Origin of the sequence: Achromobacter ruhlandii, assembly GCF_002082135.1 — a bacterium.
Classification (GTDB): Bacteria; Pseudomonadota; Gammaproteobacteria; order Burkholderiales; family Burkholderiaceae_B; genus Achromobacter; species Achromobacter ruhlandii.
In genome coordinates this window covers 2997221-3016055 of record NZ_CP017433.1, presented here as the reverse complement: position 1 = coordinate 3016055, position 18835 = coordinate 2997221, and the positions used below count along the sequence as shown (strand labels likewise).

The window sequence follows — 18835 nt, the reverse complement described above, 5'->3', positions numbered from 1 at the left end:
CCCCGTATATGCAAAAGCGGATTTATTCGTTTGCGTTACTAAGACTGCGCGGCATCATGGCCGCCATGAGACTCCAACCGATCATCGTCCCCGGATGGAAAGACTCCGGACCCGACCACTGGCAAACGCGCTGGGCCGCCCTGCTGCCACACGCGGTGCGGGTGCAGCAGCGCGACTGGGAGAACCCTGTCAGCGCGGAATGGATATCGACCCTGGCGGGCCTGGTCGACCAGGCCCGCAGCCCGGTGCTGCTGGTGGCCCACAGCCTGGGCTGCCTGATCAGCGCGGCGCTGCCGGTGCCGCTGCGCGCCAAGGTCGCCGGCGCGCTGCTGGTGGCGCCCGCCGACGTCGAAAGGCCCGATGCGCCCGACTGTCTGCGCGGGTTCGCGCCGGTGCCGCGCCACTCGCTGCCCTTCCAGAGCGTGGTGGTGGCCAGCGACAACGATCCCTATTGCCGGTTGGAGCGCGCGCGCGCCTTCGCCGAAAGCTGGGGCAGCCGGGTGGTGGTGATCCCGGGCGCCGGCCATCTCAACGCCGACAGCGGGCTGGAGGAATGGCCGCAGGGCCTCAAGCTGTTCGGCGCGCTACGCCGGCGCGCCTCATGGCGGGTCTCGCCGCCGCCCGAACGCATCGCGCCGATTCCCGAGCGGCCGCTGTCGCACCAGGCCTGACTCCCCGCTTTTGTTCCCCGCGCGCCGCGGCCTCGCCGACCGCCGCTATCTTGGGCAGCCCGCGCCCACCCGCGTCGCGGGCAGCGGCGTATCGCCGCTGGTGTTGCCCGCGTGCTTGCGGATCCGGTCCGCCAGTTCGGCCGAGGGCTTCTCATAGCCATAGCAGTACGGCGGCGTCGGCGCAGCCTCCGGGCGGTAGTCCTGCAGCACGGGCTTCGCGTCTCCCAGATAGAGGTTGTCCTTCAGGCGCAGGAACGCCTTGAAGTCGCGCGTATAGCCGTGCACCGCCTTCAAGTCCTGGTAGGCGCCCTCGTCCGACGCCCCGTTGTCCAGCGCGCTGCGCTTGGCGGCCGTGGGGATATAGCGGCAGTAATTGACCTTCACGCCTTCCACCGTGGGAAAGAACTCCGGCTCCACGCACTGGCGCTTGGCATCATTGTTGAAGATGTTGCCCTCGACCAGCGCCTTGGCCTCCAGGCTGAAACTCATGCCGTAGAAGTCCCAGTTCTCCAGCAGGTTGTTGAACAGGTGAAAGGTGCCGAACTGGCCCCGCGGATTGCGCTGTACGGTGTTGAAGAAATAATTGTGGTGCAGCGTCACCCGCGCGATGGAATCACGTTCGTAGTTCGCGAACAGGTTCTTCGAGGTGATGTTGTTGAGCAGCATGACCTTGTTGGAATTGTGGAACTTCGTCCACGAGATCGTCACGTCGGTGGAGCCGTTCTTGACGTTGAGCAACCGGTCGGACATGCGCGACAGGTCCATGTGGTCGACCCAGACGTCGCGACTGTTGTTGGCGATGTTCACGGCCTGCGTCAACCGGTTCAGGCGGCCGTCGATGGTCAGGTGCGTGAGGATGACATTCCTGCTGCCATACACGCCCAGCCCGTCATCGATCAGGGCTACGTGCTTGCCGCGACCGTCAATCGTCGTGTTCGACGGCACGCGCAGCTGCGAGTCCAGCACGATCGTCATGTCCGAGGCGAAGCGGATCCAGGTCGGCCCCTTCTTGGCTTGCGCCAGCGCGGCGCGCAGTGTGCCGGGCCCGGAATCCTGGTCGGAGGTCACCTCGATGAAGCGGCCGCCCAGGCCGCCCGTGGCCTGGGCGCCATAGCCTTCGCGCTGCTGCAGCAGTTCGGAAACGAAGGGGCAGCGTTCGTCCGGACTGGCGCAGGACTCACTGGCGGTGGCCGCGCCGCCATACAGCATGGCCGCCACGAGCATGCCCGACACAGGCAACCAGGCAAGCGCGCCCAGCCGGCCGCGCCCGTGCCGCGGCGCTCTGCCCGCCGCGCCTTCCGTTGCATTCATTCCTGCTTTCATGCCCATTCACTCCCTACCGCTGCGCGGACCGATCCGCGGACTGCACATGGCGCCAGATGCCGCCGCTCAGGCGCAGGTTCTCCGGCGGGCCGGCCACGTGCGCCCGCAGGTGCTTGAAATACGCTTCCTGCCAACGCCGCGCATACGCGTCGGCGTCCTCCCCGGGTTCGACCGCGGGCAGCATCTCCAGCGTGTAGGCGACGCGGCCGTCTTCCCAGCGCGGCGTGTAGAACACCGAGGGCACGCCCTGGCGATGCGCCAGGTGCGCCGCGAAGCTGGAATAGGTCACGGACTGCCCTTCGAAATCCACGCGCGGCGCGGCCGGATTGGCGGCGCCGTCCACGGCCAGGCACAGCACGTTGCCCGACGCCAGCGCGCGCATGCAGGCTTTGGCGACCTGCGCCTCGGTCTGGTCGGCGGTGGAGATCAGGGCGGCGGCGTAGCTGCTCTGGGCAATGCTGGGCGCGGTCGCCAGCCAGCGCGACGGAATGCCCAGCAATTCCAGCGCCATCAGGCCGGCATACATGGGCCCCACGTGCGCCGTGGCGACCACCACGCCCCGGCCGGCCGCCAGCAGCGGCGCGAAGAAGCGTTCGCCGGTGTCCAGCTCGCCCAGCATTTGCATGGCTTCCTCGACACTGTCCTCGCGGCATTCGAGCCAGTCGAACAGCAGGTGATCGACCAGATGCCCCCAGCGCGCGCGCCGCTCCCATTGCTTGCGGTCGGCCGTGGCGTCGCCGCGCAGCGACCAGGCCCAGTCCAGGCGCGCCTGCGGGATCGGCGCGCTGTCCAGCTTCTGCTCCAGCTGCTCCAGGGCTTGCTGGAACGTCGCCGGCAGCGCCTGGCCGCGCTGCGCGACGTAGCGTTCGAACAGGGCCTCGGCTTCCTGCTTGCGGCCCGCCTGCGACAGCGCGCCGATGGCCGCGCGCTGCCAGAGCCGCTTGTCGGGCGATTTCTCGACCAGCCGCATCAATTGGTCGGCGGCCTCCTCGTACCGCAGCGTGTAGCGCAGCGCGCGCGCATACAGGGCGCGGGTCTGCTCCAGCTCCGGGGCCAGTTCCACGGCCTGCCGCAACGGCGCCTCGGCCTCCTTGTAGCGGCCGGCGCGCAGCAGCGTTTCGCCATGCAGGGTCAACAGCCGTACGTCGGCGGGCGCTGCCTTCAGGCCCGCCTCGAAATGCGCCAGGGCATGCTGCTTGCGGTCATCCTCGGTGGCGCGGCGCAGGTGCGCCAACCCCAGCGAAGCGCGCAGCGCCGGCGCGTCATGTCCCGCGTCCAGGGCCGCATTGCCCAGCTGGATCGCCGCCTCGACCCGGTCGTCGTCGAGCAGCGCGCGCACGGCCACTGTCGCCACGCGCGCGTTCGGCAGGCCAGCCCCGTCCAGGGCCAAGGCAACGCCGGCCGCCTCGGCGGCGTCGCCATTGCGTGAATACGCCAGCATCCACCAGTGCGCTTCGCCGGGATCGACGCGCGACACGGCGGCGGTCTGGCGCGCGACGGCGGCGGCCTCGGCGATGCGTCCGGCCTGCACGCGCAGTTGTATCCGCCCGGCCTGCAGCGCCGCGGAATCCGGCGCGATGGCGGCGGCCGCGTCCGCCTGGGCGATGGCCCGCTCCCACTGCTCGGTGCGGCCCAGCAGGCTGGCCAGCAGGCGGCGGTCGTCGGAGCGCGCCGGGTAGGCCGCCACCAGGCATTCCAGCGCGGCAATCGCCGGCTCCAGCCGCCCCACCCGCACGAATGGCGACACCAGCAAGCGGCGCGCATCGCGCCAGCCCTCTTCCACCCTGGCCAGCGCCGGCCCCAACTCGGCCATCGCCTCCAACGGGTCGTCGGCCTCCAGGATCCGCTTGATGACCCCGCGCAGGCGGCTGGTGGCATCGCTCGCGGCGGTGGCGGTCCGCGTCGGCGCCGCGGCGGCGCCGGGGCGTTCTATCGTCGTATCAACCATGGCGCAATCCTCGCAACAAAGCCATCGCCGCGCGCAGCACGAACATGAGCACGAAGCCCAGCGCCAGCGCCTGCAGCAGCAACACCCCCGTGCGCGGGCTGCTGGGCCGGTCGGTGGAGACCGGCTGGGCGATGATGGACAAGTAACGCTGCAGGCGCAGGGCGTCCGTCACGGCCTGCTGGTAAGACTGCTGCGCCAGCGTCAGATTCGAATCGGCAAAGGCCTGGGTATTGCGCAGCGCCTCGTATGACTTGAGTTGCTTCGCTTCCGTGTTGCCCTCGCCGCTCAGGCGCTGGCGCACGGCGGCGAGCCGTTTTTTCAGGGCCACGACCTGCGTTTCGGCCGGCTTGAGCATGAAGTGATCCTTGTTGTTCAACGCACGGATCTTGTCCAGGTTGATCTGGGCGGTGCTCAACTCCGCTTCCAGCTGGCTCGACAGATTCAGCAGCATGGCCACCGTCGCGGTCGGGTCGATGTTGCCATGCGTGGTACGCCAGGCGGTCAGCGCTTCGCGGGCGCTCAGCGCCTTCTGCTCGGCCTGCCTGACCGATTCCTCGCTGACCTTCAGCTTGTCCGCCACGCCTTTTTCGTTCATGGAACTGACGAAGTCTTCGGCCAGGCCGATCAAGGCCCTGGACAGGGTTTCCGCGTCTTCGGGCGAATAGGCCCGCACCCGCAGCACGTCGATCTGCTCCAGCGCATTGAAGGAAACCTGGACCGAGGCCCGATAGGCGCGATACAGATCATCCTCGCTGGAATCCTCTGACAGACGGTTCGCCGGGTCCAGCCCGTTGTTGAGCAGGTAGCGCCGCAGGCCGACCTTCTTGTCCAGCTGCCGCATGCTGTCGCGCGACCGCAGGAAATCACTGACCGCCCAGCCGTCGACGAAGCCGCCGAGCATGCCGCCCGAGTTTCCCGTGGTGAGCAGGCTGGCCGCCATGGCGCCGCCGCCCTGCTGGCCCGACCCCGACTGCACGAAAAAGCGCGATTCCGCCTCGTAGCGCGGTGTGGCGACGCACAGCACGTACACCAGCGCCAGCGCGACCGGGGCGATCACGATCAGCGCATTGACCCAGCGCCGGCGACGGCGCTCGGCCAGGGCCGCCTCGCGTTCGCGGCGCCGGCGCTCGATCTCGGAACCGCTCTCAGAAGCCGAGCTGGCCCTCGTCGAATCCGCCGAAAACGTCGTCGCCTGTTCCGGATTCGCTTCGTGATCGTCGCGGAGGGAACTTCTGGATGCACTGGTCGAGGTCGTCTTCGATGCGGAGTGCGCTTCGTTCATAAATCAGGCCCTTCAGGCAATAGTCCGCCAATTGATTCTGGCGATAACTGGAAAGAATGAGCGTCCTGCCGACCAGCCGTTCTTCGAACAGCGCCAGCCAGAGACGGGTGAAACGGCAGGGTTCGAAGGGAATGGCCCCTTCGATCACGTAAACGTCGAACGCCGGCGCCAGCGCCAGCGCGAACGAAAACTCCTGCCTTGCATACAGCGGCCAATGCTCCATCGGCCGGCTCAGGCTCTTGGGGTCACTGACCAGGTCGGCCACCAGTTCATAGGTGGCGTCGGCATCGATCTCGTACATCTGGCTCACCAGTTCGATCATGCTCAGGCCGTTGGCCTTGCCACGGATGAAGCCCTGCCGGCCGATCGCCCAGGAGACGTTGCCGTCATGGTGGACGAAGCCCCGGCGCGGCGGACGCAGGCCGCACAGCAGGTCGATGATCTGGCGATGCAGCTCCGGCGTGGGCGAAAGCAAGGCGTAGCGACCAACCGGAATGTCGAGTTGCGCGTGGGCCAGCAGCGCCTGCCGATGGCCAAAGGCCAGGGGGGTGTCCGTCACGCCGTTCAGATGAATCATCGTCATTGCTCACATCGGCTGGATGTTGGGACGGGCCAGCCGTTCCGCCGCCAGGGCCACCACCATCAGGAACACCATGCTGGTCAGGAAATACCCCAGGCTCGCGTCCTGCGACGTGTAGGCGTCGAAGTAGGCCGAGCGCAGCAGCTGCATGCCATGCGCGAACGGCAGCCACAGCATCCAGGGCCGCAATTGCTCGGGCAACTGCTCCGAAACGAAAAAGACGCCCGAGAAAATCTGCAGAAAGCGCTCGATCACCGGCGCCAGCCGCAGGAAGAAGTGCCAGAACGTTGCGATCGCGCCAAACAGCAGGCCCATCGCCGCGGCGCAGCACGCCATCAACACCACGTACAGCATGAAGCCCGGCCAGCTCCTGGGCAACGTGATCAGGTCCAGCGCATGGCCGGCGCTGATCAGCACCACGAACACCACCAGGTACACCGACACATACAGCACTGCCTGCACCAGCGCGCACATCAAGGGCGAAACGCCCTGGAAGTTCAGCAGGCCGCGCGCCGATACGTAGGCCGTGCTGCTGCGGAAGATGATCTGCCGGAACATGATCCAGGTCGTCGCGCCCAAGAGCGAGAAGGTCTGCACGTCCATCCCCAGGATGTAGTGCGTGCCCATCAGGATGTACAGCGACGAAATCAGCGTCAGCAGCACCACCGGCCCCACCAACGCCCACAACAGGGCGATCCGGCTCTCGCCATGCATCACGTTCAGCTGGTAGACGAACAGCGCCAGCAGCGTGCGTCCGCCCGGCCAGCCACGGCCGGCCATGCGCGGATGGTGCCCGGCATGCAACCCCCGCACACGGTCGCGCAGGATCGCCAGGTCGCCGGCCTCCCCCGGCGGCAGTTCCATTTCCAGCGCGATATCGTTTCGCGAGGCGTGGCGTCGCGCGTCGCGCGCCTCGTCCTGCCTGCGCCGCTCCTCGCGCCGCGCATGCGCCTGGGCCAGGCGCTGGTCTTCCGCCACCAGCCGCGCGGGCATATAGCCGGGCGCGAACACCTCGACGCCCGCGCGAATGTCCTGCTCCAGCAGCCGCACGATGATGCGCAGGCGCCGCCGGGAGAAATCCGCCAGCGTCTCGTCGACCCCGGCGCGCGCGATCTCCGCGTCCAGCTCGGCCTGCACGGCCTCGTATACCGCCCGCCGCGCGGCCACCGAGTCATGCGGTTCGCCCTGCAGGCGCGCCAGCAAAGGCTTGAACAGCACGGCCGGCTCGGCCTTGGCCTCGAACAGCGCGGCGGGGTCCAGGCGCCAGGCATCGACGCCCGATCCCACCGCGTAGCTGCTGTCCTTTCTCCGCGCGCGCCACCCCTTGATCCGATCCTCGTTGCTCATCGACGCGCTACTGGCTGACGCCGCTGGAGGAACTGGACCCGCCCGAATCGGAATCGATGGCTCGCGTGGCGCTGAAGCCGGCGCTCATGGTCACGCGGAACGCGGACAGCACCTTCTGCACCTGCGTGAACGGCGCGTCCGAGATATAGATCGCCTGGCCCTCGTGCACGCTGAATTCGCGAGCCAGCGCCACCTGCTCCGGACGCGTCAGGTCGAACTGGTACACCACGGGCAGCAGGTCCGGCTTGCCCTCCGCACCGGCCTGCGCGGGCGTGAACAGGAAAACCGAACGCGGGTCGGCCGTCTTGTCATCCAGACCCCGGGCATCGGCCAGCGCGTCCAGCACGCTGTAGTTGCGCTTGCTGATAGCCACGCGGCCCTGGTTGCCGGCCGCGCCCAGCACCGTCAGGAACTCGCGCGATTCGTACGCGGTGATGACGTCGCCGGCGCGCAGCAGGATGTCGTTGTTCTGGTTGCGGTAGATGTCCGACAGGCGCACCGAGGCAATCTGGTTGTCGCGCCGCAGGCTGATGACAAGTTGCTCGGGATTGGTCTGCACCGGCGCCGCCTGCGCCAGCGCGCTGCTGAGCCGCTGGGAGGTCTGGGTGATCGGATACATGCCCGGCTTGGTCAGGTTGCCCTGCACCGTCACCATCTGGCCGCGGGCATCCGCCACCCGCGTCACGCTCACGTCGGCGCCCGCCACCAGCCGGCTCAGGCGCGCCACGATGGCGTCATGCAGTTGCCCCAGCGTCATGCCGCCGGCCTGGAACTTGCCAAGGATGGGAAAGGAGACGTTGCCATTGCGGTCCAGTTCCTGGTTGCCCAGGTCGCTCACGCCGGACGGATCCGCCGCGAACACGCCCAGCCCGCCACGCTCCCACACCTTCACGTTGATGCCGTCGCCCGGCACCAGGCTGTCGAAGCCGGCCTGGGTCAGGTCGCGGTAGCGCACCGGAAAATCGGCGACCTCGGGCACCCGGCTCGCGCGCGCAAGCTCGCGCGAGGCAGGCATCACGATCACGTCCTTGTCGTCGTGCGCGCCGGTCATCTCGCTCAGCATGGGGCCGGAGCGCGGCAACTGGCAGCCGCTGAGCATAAGCACGGTAATCAGCAGCAGGGCCGGCGCCGCCAGGCGGCGCGGGCCCGCGGCCGGGACATTCATTTGCATAGTTTCCTTTATCTTCAATACCAGGGTCGGACGCGGGCTCAGGCCTGCATCAGGCGCATCGGCGGCATATCCATGCGTTCGTCGTTCTCCGACACGGGCATGAGCGGCATGCACAGGCTCAGGAACTTGGCCAGCATGGCGTCCAGCGAGAACAGGGTCTGCGCCCGCTGGCGGCTCTGCGCCCTCAGGCTCTCGTCGGCGCGCACCCGGTCGACGATCGACACCACTTTGTCGCAGGCCTCGTGCAGGTCAGGATGCTCCACATCGCCCAGCAGGTGGCCCGTCTGGTCTTCCTCGAAGCACTCCCCCGCCCCGCCGGCCGGGGTCGACACGACGGGCACGCCCAGCAGCTGAGCCTCGATCAACACGTTGGGCAAGCCCTCGTAGCGCGTCAGCAGGACCTTGGCGTCCATCCGCGAATACCAGTAGCCCACGTGGTTCGACAAGCCGACCAGCAGCAGCCGGTCCATCACCCGCAGTTCTTCCGCCAGCGCCACGATGTTCTCGTGCAGCCGGCCGTCGCCGACGATGACAAAGCGCGCCCGCGGCCGCTGTTTCAGGTAAAGCGCCGCCAGCTTGATCCACAGTTGCGGCCGCTTGTCCGGCTCCAGGCGGAACACGCCGCCGATGGTTTCCGTGGCATCGGCCGTGCTCTCCTCGAAGGCGCGCCACTTCTCCTGGTCCGCCTCGGCGGCGTCGGTGGTCAGGTCCGGCACGCCGTTGTACAGCACGTGGAAGCGCACGATGGGAATGCCGAGCCACTCCGCGTAGGCCTCGGCGGCCTTGCGGCTGTTGCTGACGAAATGCACGCCGGGCACCTGGGCCAGGGCCTGGTACAGCTCGGGATACTCTTCGCGGAAGCGATCCTTGCGGATGTTCGGCGGCAAGCCGCGGAACACCAGATGGATGGTCGGCGCGCCGGCCAGCAGCGCCGCCAGGGCGCCGAACAGGCAGGTGCCGTCCTGCCACAGGCTCACCACGTCGAAGGTGCTGGCGCGCAGCACGGGCGCCAGGCGCGTCACGCCATAGTGCACCGGCGGCGGCAACTGCTCCAGCAACCGGCTCAGGCTGCCGTCCGGCACGGATTGGTGGGCCACCGAAATCGCGGGCAGCTTGTTGATCTCCGTGACCGGAATCCGCGCCTTGACCAGCACCGACAGGAAGAAGTCCAGGCCCTGCTTCTTGGTGGAACCGGCCGGCTCGGTGTGCTGTTTGACCAGCACTTCGACTTTCTCGGGCTTCAACGGCGCATCGGCCACCCCGGCTTCGGGCTTGTCCGCCATGCGGGCCAGCTCTCCGGCCAGACGCGTCAACTGGCGCTCGGCCCCGCCGGGCCCCAGGCTGCCCGTCACCAGGGCGACCGACACCGGTTTCTCGGGAGAATATTCCGGGATCTTTCGATGGCGGAAGTGCAGGATCGCGTGCTTCATCGACACGATCCGGATGTCTTTGCCCGCCAGCGCGCTCTCGGGCTCCAGGCGCTGGTAAAAGGCGTAGTCGCTGGCCAGGCCATTGGCCAGCTCCGCCGCCTTGCTGCCCGGCGCCAGATGCTTGGCCACGGGCGCGATCACGTCAAACGCGTCCGCCAACAGGCCGCGCTTGCGCAGGCGCTTGGCGAACTCGACGCGGATGTTGCGGTCCGTATGCTGCAGGATCAGCCGGCGGAACAGCTCGTCCGACTGCTCATGCGCGCGGATGTCGCTGAGCAGCTTGGCGCGGGCGAACAGCCGGGTGGGGTTGTCCGTGGACTCTGGCAGATGCCGCTCGACCAGGGCAAGCGCTTCCTCGACGTGGCGCTCCTTGACCAGGCGCGTCGCGCGATAACGCACGATTTCCAGGTCATCGGGGCATTCCCGCAACAACGTGGCCCACTGTTCGGACATCCCTTCGTTCAGGCCCGCCGCCTCCTTCAATCGCAGCAGCAGGAAGCGGACCTTGGAATCGGCCATGTGGCCGCGCGCCAGCGCCTGCGCGTCGGCCAGGTTGGCCTGCGCCACCTGGACCCGACCCGATGCCGCCACGATTTCCTCCAGCCGCGCCTGGACCGCCTGCAGGTCCGGCGACGCGGCGCTCTTGCGCTCGGTGATCAGGGGCGGATTCATGCGGCCTTCCTGCGGTTGGCCTTGTCGATCCACACCTGGCAGCGCTCGATGTAGTGGTCGTACTGGGCCGGGTTGTCGGAACGCTCCTGCAGCGCGCGCCAGTAGGGCAAGGCCTGTTCGAAGCGATGCAGGCGCATGGCGCCGACCGCGGCCAGGCGCAGGCCGATGGGATCGTCGGGCACCAATTGCAGAATCCGCTCGCCCAGCGCCAGGCGCTCGGTGGTGCTGGACGACTCCAGCGCGCGCGCCTCCGCGTACATCACGGCCAGGATGCGGCGCTTCTCGTGATCGACCTCCGGCATCCCCGGCCACGACTGCGCGACACGCTCCAGCAGGTTCCAGGCCGCCTTGGGATCGCCGCCGGACAGGATTTCCCGGGCGCCGCGAATGGCGCGCGGTCCGAGTCGCCCGAGCTGGCGCTCGGCCTCGTCCTTGGCGCTCTGGTCCGCCGACGCATGGGCCAGGACCATCTTGTAGGCATCGATGGCCTCGCCGAACCAGCCGCCATTGAACGCCACGCGCGCGAAATGCAATTGCGTGCTGAACGGCGCGGATTCGTTCGCCGCGGCCTGCTCCAGATGCCGCATGGCGGTCTGCTTGTCGCCCAGCGCGTCCGCCGCGCGTCCCCGCATGGCATGCAGCTCGGGGAACTCGACCTGGGTATCGAGCGCGATGTCGGTCAGGTCGATCACTTCCTTGTGGTTGCCCGCCACCAGCGCGGCCCGCACGCCCAGGCGCATGGCCCGTTCGAAGGCGCGCTGCGCGCGCACGCCGGCCAGGGCGTCGGGATTGAGCAGGCGGTGCGCGCAGATGCGCTCGGCGGCGTCGCGCAGGCGGCCTTCCTCCAGCGCCTGCGCGCCCTCCTCGGCCCAGGCCGCGGACTGCGTGCGCAGCCAGCCGGAAATATCCTCCTGCTCGCTGTCGGCCAGCTTGCACGACTCGGCCAGCGCGGCCGCGGCCATGATGCAGCCGCGCCAGGTCGCTTCCTTGACCAGTTCAAGCGCCTCGAAGTCCTTGAGCGCCGGCGATTCGGCGGCCAGCGCGCGCAGACCCGCGCGGTCTCCCGCGATCAGCCGGTCGCGCCACAGCATCGCGAAGCTGCGGCCATGCGACGGAATCGCCTCGCGCACTTCATGCACCCAGCGCAAGGCGGCGTCCATGTCGCTGCCCGCCTGCAGCAGCGACAGCACGGTGTCGGCCGCCTCGGTCGCGGTCGCGTCCTGCGGCGAGGAAATACGGAACAGCTGCTTCCAGTTGCCCAGCGCCTCGTCCACGAACCCCAGGTGACCGGCGGAAATCGCCGCGATGCGCACGATTTCCGGCGTCTCGATCTCGTCGCCCAGCAGGCCGGCGGCCAGCGAGTGCGCGACTTCGTGGCGGCCCAGCTTGAAATGGTTGCGCATCAGGATCTGCTCGGCCTTGCTGCCGGTGGCCAGCGCGCCGTCCGCGCCCTCCAGCAGCGCCAGCGAACCTTCGTAGTCGCCCAGTTCCTCCTGGATGCGGGCGAACAGCAGCGTGTGGTCGGGCAGGCCCGGATGGCGGCGCAGCACGTCGCGCAGGCGGCGCGAGGCCTCGCGCAGTTCGCCCGCGTCCCAGAGCTTCTCGATGCGTTCGGCGCTTTCCTCGGCACCCAGCTTGGGCACGGCCGCCTGCGGCGTGGAGGCGCTCATGCGCGGACGCACGAAGGTCTTGAACCATTCGGTGTACAGGCGCTCGGCGAACAGCGGGGTGTAGTGCGTCAGGTCCAGCCCGCCGTCTTCCAGCGCGTCGGCCTGGCCAATCTTGTTCATCAGCGGCGTCGGGTCGTAGCAAGGCACGCCGATCTGCTGCGCGCTGGCGGTCACGGCGGCGATCAGTTGCGCCCGTTGCTCGATCGGCACGTTGTCGGGCGTCATGGCGTTGACGTGCGTGACGAACACCACCTTGTCGCGGCCCAGCAGGTCGACCAGCGCCTGCATCTGCTGCGCGATCTCGTCGTCCGTCTGTTCACGCTTGACGATGCGCGCGAGCAGGTCGCGGTTGTCCGCCGACAGGCTCTTGAAGACGGCGTCCTGGTCCAGCCACGCGCGGCGCTCGGCCAGCCGCTCGTCGCTGGCCTGGGACCAGAACGTGCGAGTGCGCGCGCGGTCGGCGAAGAATTCGCTGAAGTAGCGCACCAGGTAGTTGGACTGGATGGGATAGCCGTCAACGGTCAGCAGCTTGCGCGACGACAGTTCGACCATGTACAGGTCGGCCGGTTTGTGCACGCCGCGCCGGGCCTGCTCGCCATTGGACGGACGGAAGATCACGCGCTGCACGTCGGCGGGAATCTCGGTCTGGCCGAACATGAAGCGGGCCTGCTGCAGCGCCTCGGCGCTGGTGTGGACGAAACCGTAATTGCGCCCGAGCTGCTGTTTGATCGGGTAGCGTCCCACTGCGTCGCGCAGCGGGGTGTGGATGCGGCAAGTGCCTATCGGCGCGATGGTAAAGGCGGTCATTCGGGCCTCTCCTGTGTTGTTGGGTTGCGGGCCTGGCCTCAGAGGGTCCAGTACAAGAGATCGGGCTGAAGCCGGCGGCTGTCCAGCACGGACTTCAGGTCGCACACCATGCCGCCGGCCTTGACCAGTTCCGGCATGTCTTCCCAGATGGTGTCCATGGTCTCGCGGTGCGGCACCGCCAGGATCAGCACGTCCATGTCGCGGAACTGGTCGCGCGTCACCAGGCTGATGCCGTACTCATGCCGCATCTGCTCGGCGTCGACCATCGGGTCGCAGGCCACCGGGGTAATGCCGTATTCGCCAAGGGCGCGGTACAGGTCGACCACCTTCGAATTGCGGATGTCCGGCACGTTTTCCTTGAACGTCATGCCCAGGATGCCGACCCGGGTCGAAGCGTTCAGCCGGCCGTTGCGGGCCAGCGTCTGCACCACCCGCGAGGCCACGTGGCTGGCCATGCCGTCGTTGATGCGGCGGCCCGACAGGATCACTTCCGGGTGGTAGCCCAGCTCCTGGGCCTTGGATGTCAGGTAGTAGGGATCCACGCCGATGCAGTGGCCGCCGACCAGGCCGGGCGTGAACTTGAGGAAGTTCCACTTGGTGCCGGCGGCCGCCAGCACTTCGGCGGTGCGGATGCCGACCAGGTCGCAGATCTTCGACATCTCGTTCATCAGCGCGATGTTGATGTCGCGCTGCGTGTTCTCCAGCACCTTGGCGGCCTCGGCCACCTTGATGGAGGAGGCGCGATGCACGCCCGCGTCGATGATCTGCTCATAGACGCCGGCGATGACCTCCAGCGATTCCTCGTCCTGGCCGGACACGATCTTGACGATCTTCTCCAGCGGATGCTCGCGGTCGCCCGGATTGATCCGTTCGGGGCTGTAGCCAAGCTTGAAATCGACGCCGCAGCGCAGGCCCGACGCCTTTTCCAGCTCCGGTCCGCAGATTTCCTCGGTCGCGCCGGGATGCACCGTGGATTCGAAGACCACGATGCAGCCAGGACGCAGCACCGGGCCGATCGAACGGCAGGCGCGCACCAGCAGGGAAAAATCGGGGTTGTTTTTCTCGTCGACCGGCGTCGGCACCGCGACGACGAAGAAATCGCACCCTTGCAGCTCGCTGACCTGATCGGTGAACTGCATGGGCGAAGCCAGCAAGGCATCGCGCTCGATCTCGCCGGTCCAGTCCTCTCCCTGTTTAAGGCTCGTGATCCGTCGCTTGTCCACATCAAAGCCGACGACATCAAAACGCCTGGAAAATGCCACGGCCACGGGCAGGCCGACATATCCAAGACCGCACACTGCGATTCTCTTTACCACGGGGGACCTCACTGTTTTCGTCATGTCGAAGACACTAGAAACCGACGCCCAGGCATTGGTAAATCGATGCGAATCACATCGCCTATTAATGCCCGGGGTGGACGCGTTGCTCAAAATTAATTACAACTCGATACGTCGTCATACGAACGCATAGCGAGCCAACGAATCGTAGGCCGGGCCGACAGCAAATTTTTTTCTAAAAGTTTTCGATGCTATGGAAATAAGTCGCGGGGGTCGTAATAAACGTGGGGAAATCCCTGAAATAATCTCTTTTTCTACACAAATTGAAATAAATGAGATCGTTTGTCTTGTAAGCAAATATATAAAGTCGTTTTTTTATCTTGGCTTAATAAAACCGCAAGGAATGAGCATTCTCCTGGGAATCACAGTAATGCCCTGGGGGAAATGTCTTTATTGCAACTTCAAGTCACGGATGGCGTCCGAATCTGCGAAAAATATCGTGCTAGGCGCGAGCCGAAAATAGTTCCGACGATTGACCATTTTGAAAGGGCATGGCATATGAACCCCGCGAGCCGCGCCGGTGCAAATTTGTCCTGATATTGAAATGACTTCCACCGATGACACGCGGGTGGATTACACATTCGAACAAGTGCGGCAAAGGGCGGCCGCCCATCGGCGCATATAGCCGCCCCACTCTGCAGATAATCACCCGCCCGCCCTTGTGGCAAACCGGCACGCGGCCGCGAAAAGCGCGCTCAGTGGCTTCCCGCAGCGCGGGCGGCATTGTTGTCCCCGGCACCCAGGGGATAGAACGCCCCGGCGCGGCGCGCCGGCGCATGAAAAAGCCCCTGGGAACAAGGTTCCCAGGGGCCAGGCATATCATCGGCGCCCGCAAGGGCGCCGCGGCGGCGCTTACTGCAGCAGGCTGCGCAGCATCCAGGCGTTCTTTTCGTGCACGTCCAGGCGCTGGGTCAGCAGGTCGGCGGTCGGCTGGTCGTTGGCGGCGTCGGCCTTCTCGAAGGCGGCGCGGGCGGTCTTGGCGACCGACTCATTGGCGTTGACCAGCAGGCGCACCATTTCCAGCGCTTCGGGCACGGATTCCGGCTCGGCGATGGACGACAGCTTGGCGTACTCGCGATACGTGCCCGGCGCGTAGTGGCCCAGGGCGCGGATGCGCTCGGCGATGCTGTCCAGCGCGTTCCACGACTCGGTGTACTGGGTCATGAACATCAGGTGCAGGGTGTTGAACATGGGCCCCGTGACGTTCCAGTGGAAGTTGTGCGTCATCAGGTACAAGGTGTACGAGTCGGCCAGCAGCTTGGACAGCTCGCCGGCGACGGCGGCGCGGTCCTTGTCCGAAATGCCGATGTTGATGCGCGGAACGCTGGGGGTCTTCTTGGAGGACTTTGCCATTGCTAGCTCCCTGTGGGGTTGGTAGACAAAACGAGGATAACATCGCGATTGCGACAATCCGGCCCAAAGGCCGGCCGGCGCAAGGCGGCTTGATCGAGCGCAAATGCACTCGCAATTTCAATCCTGCACGGCCGCGGCTTCGTCCGACAGCATCCGCACGCCGGGCAGGTCGCATTCGTACACCGCCTGGGCCAGCGCCTCGATCGCCGCCAATCGCGGAAAACTGCGGCGCCAGGCCAGCACCACGCGGCGCTCGGGCACGTGGCCCTCGAACGGCAGGTAGCGCAGCAGGCTGTTGGACGGCGGCTGCTCCGGCACCGCCGTCACCGGCAGCACCGTCACGCCGATGCCGGCCGCCACCATGTGGCGGATGGTTTCCAGCGACGATCCTTCGAAGGTGCGCTGGATGCCGTCGCTGGCCGCCGAGAAGCGCGACAGCTCCGGACACACCTCCAGCACCTGGTCGCGGAAACAGTGGCCGCTGCCCAGCAGCAGCATCGTCTGCTGCTTCAGGTCCTGCGCATCGATCGATTCGCGCTGCGCCAGCTCGTGGTCTTGCGGCACCGCCACCACGAATGGCTCGTCGTACAGCGGCTGCATCACCAGCCCCGCTTCCGGCAGCGGCAACGCCATGATGGCGCAATCGATCTCGCCCTGGCGCAGCAGCTCCACCAGCCGCACCGTGAAGTTCTCCTGCAGCAGCAGCGGCATCTGCGGGGTGCGGCCGATCTGCACCGGCACCAGGCGCGGCAGCAGGTACGGGCCAATGGTGTGGATCACGCCGACCCGCAACGGACCGGCCAGCGGGTCATGTCCCTGGCGCGCGATCTCCTTGATGCTGGCGCTTTCCTCCAGCACCTTCTGGGCCTGGGCGACGATGCGCTGGCCGATGGGCGTCACGCCCACTTCGGCCCCGCCCCGCTCGAACAGCGTCACGCCCAGCTCGTCCTCGAGCTTGCGGATCGCCACCGACAGCGTGGGCTGGCTGACGAAACAGGCCTCGGCCGCCCGGCCGAAATGGCGCTCACGGGCCACGGCCACGATGTATTTGAGTTCGGTCAGAGTCATGGACTAGGCCCCGGGGGTTGGGCGCCGGCCCGATGGGCGGCGCTGGAAAATGAAAAGGTCATCGCAAACCCATCCGTCAGGTGCGCAGGAAGTCTTCCCTGCCCCGCATCCAGCGGGCCAGGTGCGCCTCGACGGCGGCGGGATGTTCGGCGCGCAGCCAGACCGCGGCGTCGCGCGCCTGCTCGGCGATCTCGGCGTCGGTTTCCAGGTCGGCAAAGCGCAGCAGCGCCATGCCCGACTGGCGCGTGCCCAGGAATTCACCGGGGCCGCGTTGTTCCAGGTCGCGGCGCGCGATCTCGAAACCATCGGAGGTCTCGAACATGGCGCGCAGGCGCTCGCGCGCCACCTGCGACAGCGGCGTCTGGTAGAGCAGCACGCAGACGGATTCGGCGGTGCCGCGCCCTACCCGGCCGCGCAACTGGTGCAGTTGCGCCAGGCCGAAGCGCTCGGCGTGTTCGATGACCATCAGCGAGGCATTGGGCACGTCCACCCCGACCTCGATCACGGTAGTGGCCACCAGCAGGTCGATCTCGCCCTCGCGGAAGGCCTGCATCACGGCGGCCTTCTCGGCCTGCGGCAGGCGGCCATGCACCAGGCCGATGCGCAGGTCCGGCAGATCGACGCGCATGCCCTCATAGGTATCGACCGCGGTCTGCAGTTCCAGGGCCTCGCTTTCCTCGACCAGCGGACAGACCCAGTAGGCCTGCTGGCCGCCCCGCGCGGCCTGCGCGATGTGGGCGATGACTTCCTCGCGCCGCGCGTCCGACACCAGCTTGGTCAGCACCGGCGTGCGCCCCGGGGGCAGTTCATCGATCACCGACACGTCCAGGTCGGCGAAGAAGGTCATGGCCAGCGTGCGCGGGATCGGCGTGGCGCTCATGTTGAGCTGGTGCGGCACGATGCGGCCGCGCACGGTCTCGCCCTTGCGCGTCAGCGCCAGGCGCTGGCCGACGCCGAAGCGATGCTGCTCGTCGACGATCGACAGCCCCAGACGATGGAATTCGACGTGGTCCTGGATCAGGGCCTGGGTGCCCACCACCAGTTGCACGCTGCCGTCGGCCGCGGCGGCGGCGGCTTCTCGGCGCGCCTTGGCCGTCAGGCTGCCGCTGAGCCAGGCGACGTTCACGCCCAGCGGCTGCAGCCACGACACCAGCTTGCGGAAATGCTGTTCGGCCAGGATTTCGGTGGGCGCCATCAGCGCCACCTGCGCGCCGCCAGCGATGGCCTGGGCCGCGGCGATGGCGGCGACCACGGTCTTGCCGCTACCGACGTCGCCCTGCAGCAGACGATGCATCGGATACGGCCGCGCCAGGTCCGCCGAGATTTCGGCCACCACCCGCTGCTGCGCGCCGGTCAGCTTGAACGGCAGCGCCTGGTACAGCCGGTCCACCAGGCCGCCCGGCTCGTCGCGCACCGGCAGCGCCTCGGCTTCCTTGGCGCGGCGCGCGGCGCGCGCCGCGGCCAGCGACAGTTGCTGGGCCAGCAGTTCATCGAACTTGATGCGACGCCAGGCCGGATGCACCCGGTCCAGCAGCGCCGCTTCCGATTCCCCCTGCGCGGGCGTGTGCAGCGCACGGATCGCCGGCGCGAACGGCGGCAGGTCGTAACGCGCCAACGCCTGCGGCGGCAAGGTGTCGGACAGATCGGCGCGGTCGAGCGCCTGGGCGATGGCGCGTCGCAGCGTCAATTGCGGCAGGCCCTCGGTGCTGGGATAGACCGGCGTCAGGGCGGTGGGCAGCGGCGCGTCGGCATTGGTCAGGCGCGGATGCACCATCTCGCGCCCGAACAGGCCGCCGCGCACTTCGCCGCGCGCCCGCAGGCGCCTGCCGACGGTGACCTGTTTCTGCTGGCTGGGATAGAAATTCAGCCAGCGCAATTGCAGCTCGCCGCTCTCGTCCGCCAGCGTGGCGGTGAGTTGCCGGCGTGGCCGGTACAGCACTTCGGATTTGGTGATCTCGCCTTCGACCTGGCCGGCAAAGCCCGGCCGCAACTGGCTGATCGGGATGACGCGGGTTTCGTCCTCGTAGCGCAGCGGCAGGTGCAGCACGAAGTCCTCGGGCAGCACCAGACCCAGGTTACGCAGCTTGCGCTCCGTATCCGTCATGGCTTTGCCGGCGCCTTTGGAATCGGCGCCGGATCGCTTGGTAGCCACTGCCGCGGCCGGCATATGGAATGA

At 67.4% G+C, this 18835-nt stretch carries 13 protein-coding genes; 1 reads left to right on the top strand and 12 read right to left on the bottom strand.

The genetic code is table 11. From position 1 onward, the window contains the following. Positions 1-65 precede the first annotated feature (65 nt). On the top strand, positions 66-671 hold the full coding sequence (locus AruCF_RS13540; RefSeq protein WP_049077769.1) for an RBBP9/YdeN family alpha/beta hydrolase: 606 nt from the start codon (positions 66-68) through the stop codon (positions 669-671). A gap of 45 nt (positions 672-716) precedes the next feature. Here AruCF_RS13540 and AruCF_RS13535 read toward each other — a convergent pair whose 3' ends face one another. The 12 genes from AruCF_RS13535 to recG all read right to left on the bottom strand — a co-directional run bounded on the left by AruCF_RS13535 (position 717) and on the right by recG (position 18826). After that, entirely contained in the window at positions 717-1895 is a 1179-nt protein-coding gene (locus AruCF_RS13535; RefSeq protein WP_416232634.1) for a pectate lyase family protein, read from the bottom strand. A gap of 112 nt (positions 1896-2007) precedes the next feature. Then, positions 2008-3942 carry a Vi polysaccharide transport protein VexE gene (locus tag AruCF_RS13530; RefSeq protein WP_083036776.1) on the bottom strand — a complete coding sequence of 645 codons (1935 nt, stop codon included), beginning with the start codon at positions 3940-3942 and terminating at the stop codon, positions 2008-2010. Continuing rightward, on the bottom strand, positions 3935-4966 hold the full coding sequence (locus tag AruCF_RS13525; RefSeq protein WP_054416734.1) for a KpsE/RkpR family capsule polysaccharide export protein: 1032 nt from the start codon (positions 4964-4966) through the stop codon (positions 3935-3937). Before AruCF_RS13525 ends, AruCF_RS13530 begins: the two co-directional genes overlap by 8 nt. Before the next feature lie 121 nt (positions 4967-5087). Next, a complete protein-coding gene (locus tag AruCF_RS13520; RefSeq protein ID WP_049073539.1) occupies positions 5088-5801 on the bottom strand; it encodes a P-loop NTPase family protein in 714 nt (237 codons plus the stop codon). 9 nt (positions 5802-5810) lie between these two features. Beyond that, on the bottom strand, positions 5811-7151 hold the full coding sequence (locus AruCF_RS13515; protein WP_049073538.1) for an ABC transporter permease: 1341 nt from the start codon (positions 7149-7151) through the stop codon (positions 5811-5813). 7 nt (positions 7152-7158) lie between these two features. Then, positions 7159-8322 carry a polysaccharide biosynthesis/export family protein gene (locus tag AruCF_RS13510; protein WP_049073537.1) on the bottom strand — a complete coding sequence of 388 codons (1164 nt, stop codon included), beginning with the start codon at positions 8320-8322 and terminating at the stop codon, positions 7159-7161. 38 nt (positions 8323-8360) lie between these two features. After that, complete coding sequence (locus AruCF_RS13505; protein WP_083036774.1) at positions 8361-10424, bottom strand: glycosyltransferase; 2064 nt, start codon at positions 10422-10424, stop codon at positions 8361-8363. Further along, positions 10421-12901 (bottom strand): hypothetical protein, encoded by a 2481-nt coding sequence (locus AruCF_RS13500; RefSeq protein ID WP_049073535.1) that lies wholly within the window; start codon positions 12899-12901, stop codon positions 10421-10423. The genes AruCF_RS13505 and AruCF_RS13500 overlap by 4 nt, the downstream gene beginning before the upstream one ends. A 38-nt stretch (positions 12902-12939) precedes the next feature. Next, positions 12940-14199 carry a nucleotide sugar dehydrogenase gene (locus AruCF_RS13495; RefSeq protein WP_080977411.1) on the bottom strand — a complete coding sequence of 420 codons (1260 nt, stop codon included), beginning with the start codon at positions 14197-14199 and terminating at the stop codon, positions 12940-12942. 891 nt (positions 14200-15090) lie between these two features. Beyond that, positions 15091-15591 (bottom strand): Dps family protein, encoded by a 501-nt coding sequence (locus tag AruCF_RS13490; RefSeq protein WP_006386428.1) that lies wholly within the window; start codon positions 15589-15591, stop codon positions 15091-15093. 117 nt (positions 15592-15708) lie between these two features. Further along, on the bottom strand, positions 15709-16659 hold the full coding sequence (locus AruCF_RS13485; protein WP_054495533.1) for a LysR substrate-binding domain-containing protein: 951 nt from the start codon (positions 16657-16659) through the stop codon (positions 15709-15711). A gap of 76 nt (positions 16660-16735) precedes the next feature. After that, complete coding sequence (gene recG / locus AruCF_RS13480) at positions 16736-18826, bottom strand: ATP-dependent DNA helicase RecG (RefSeq protein ID WP_049073532.1); 2091 nt, start codon at positions 18824-18826, stop codon at positions 16736-16738. Positions 18827-18835: the final 9 nt, after the last annotated feature.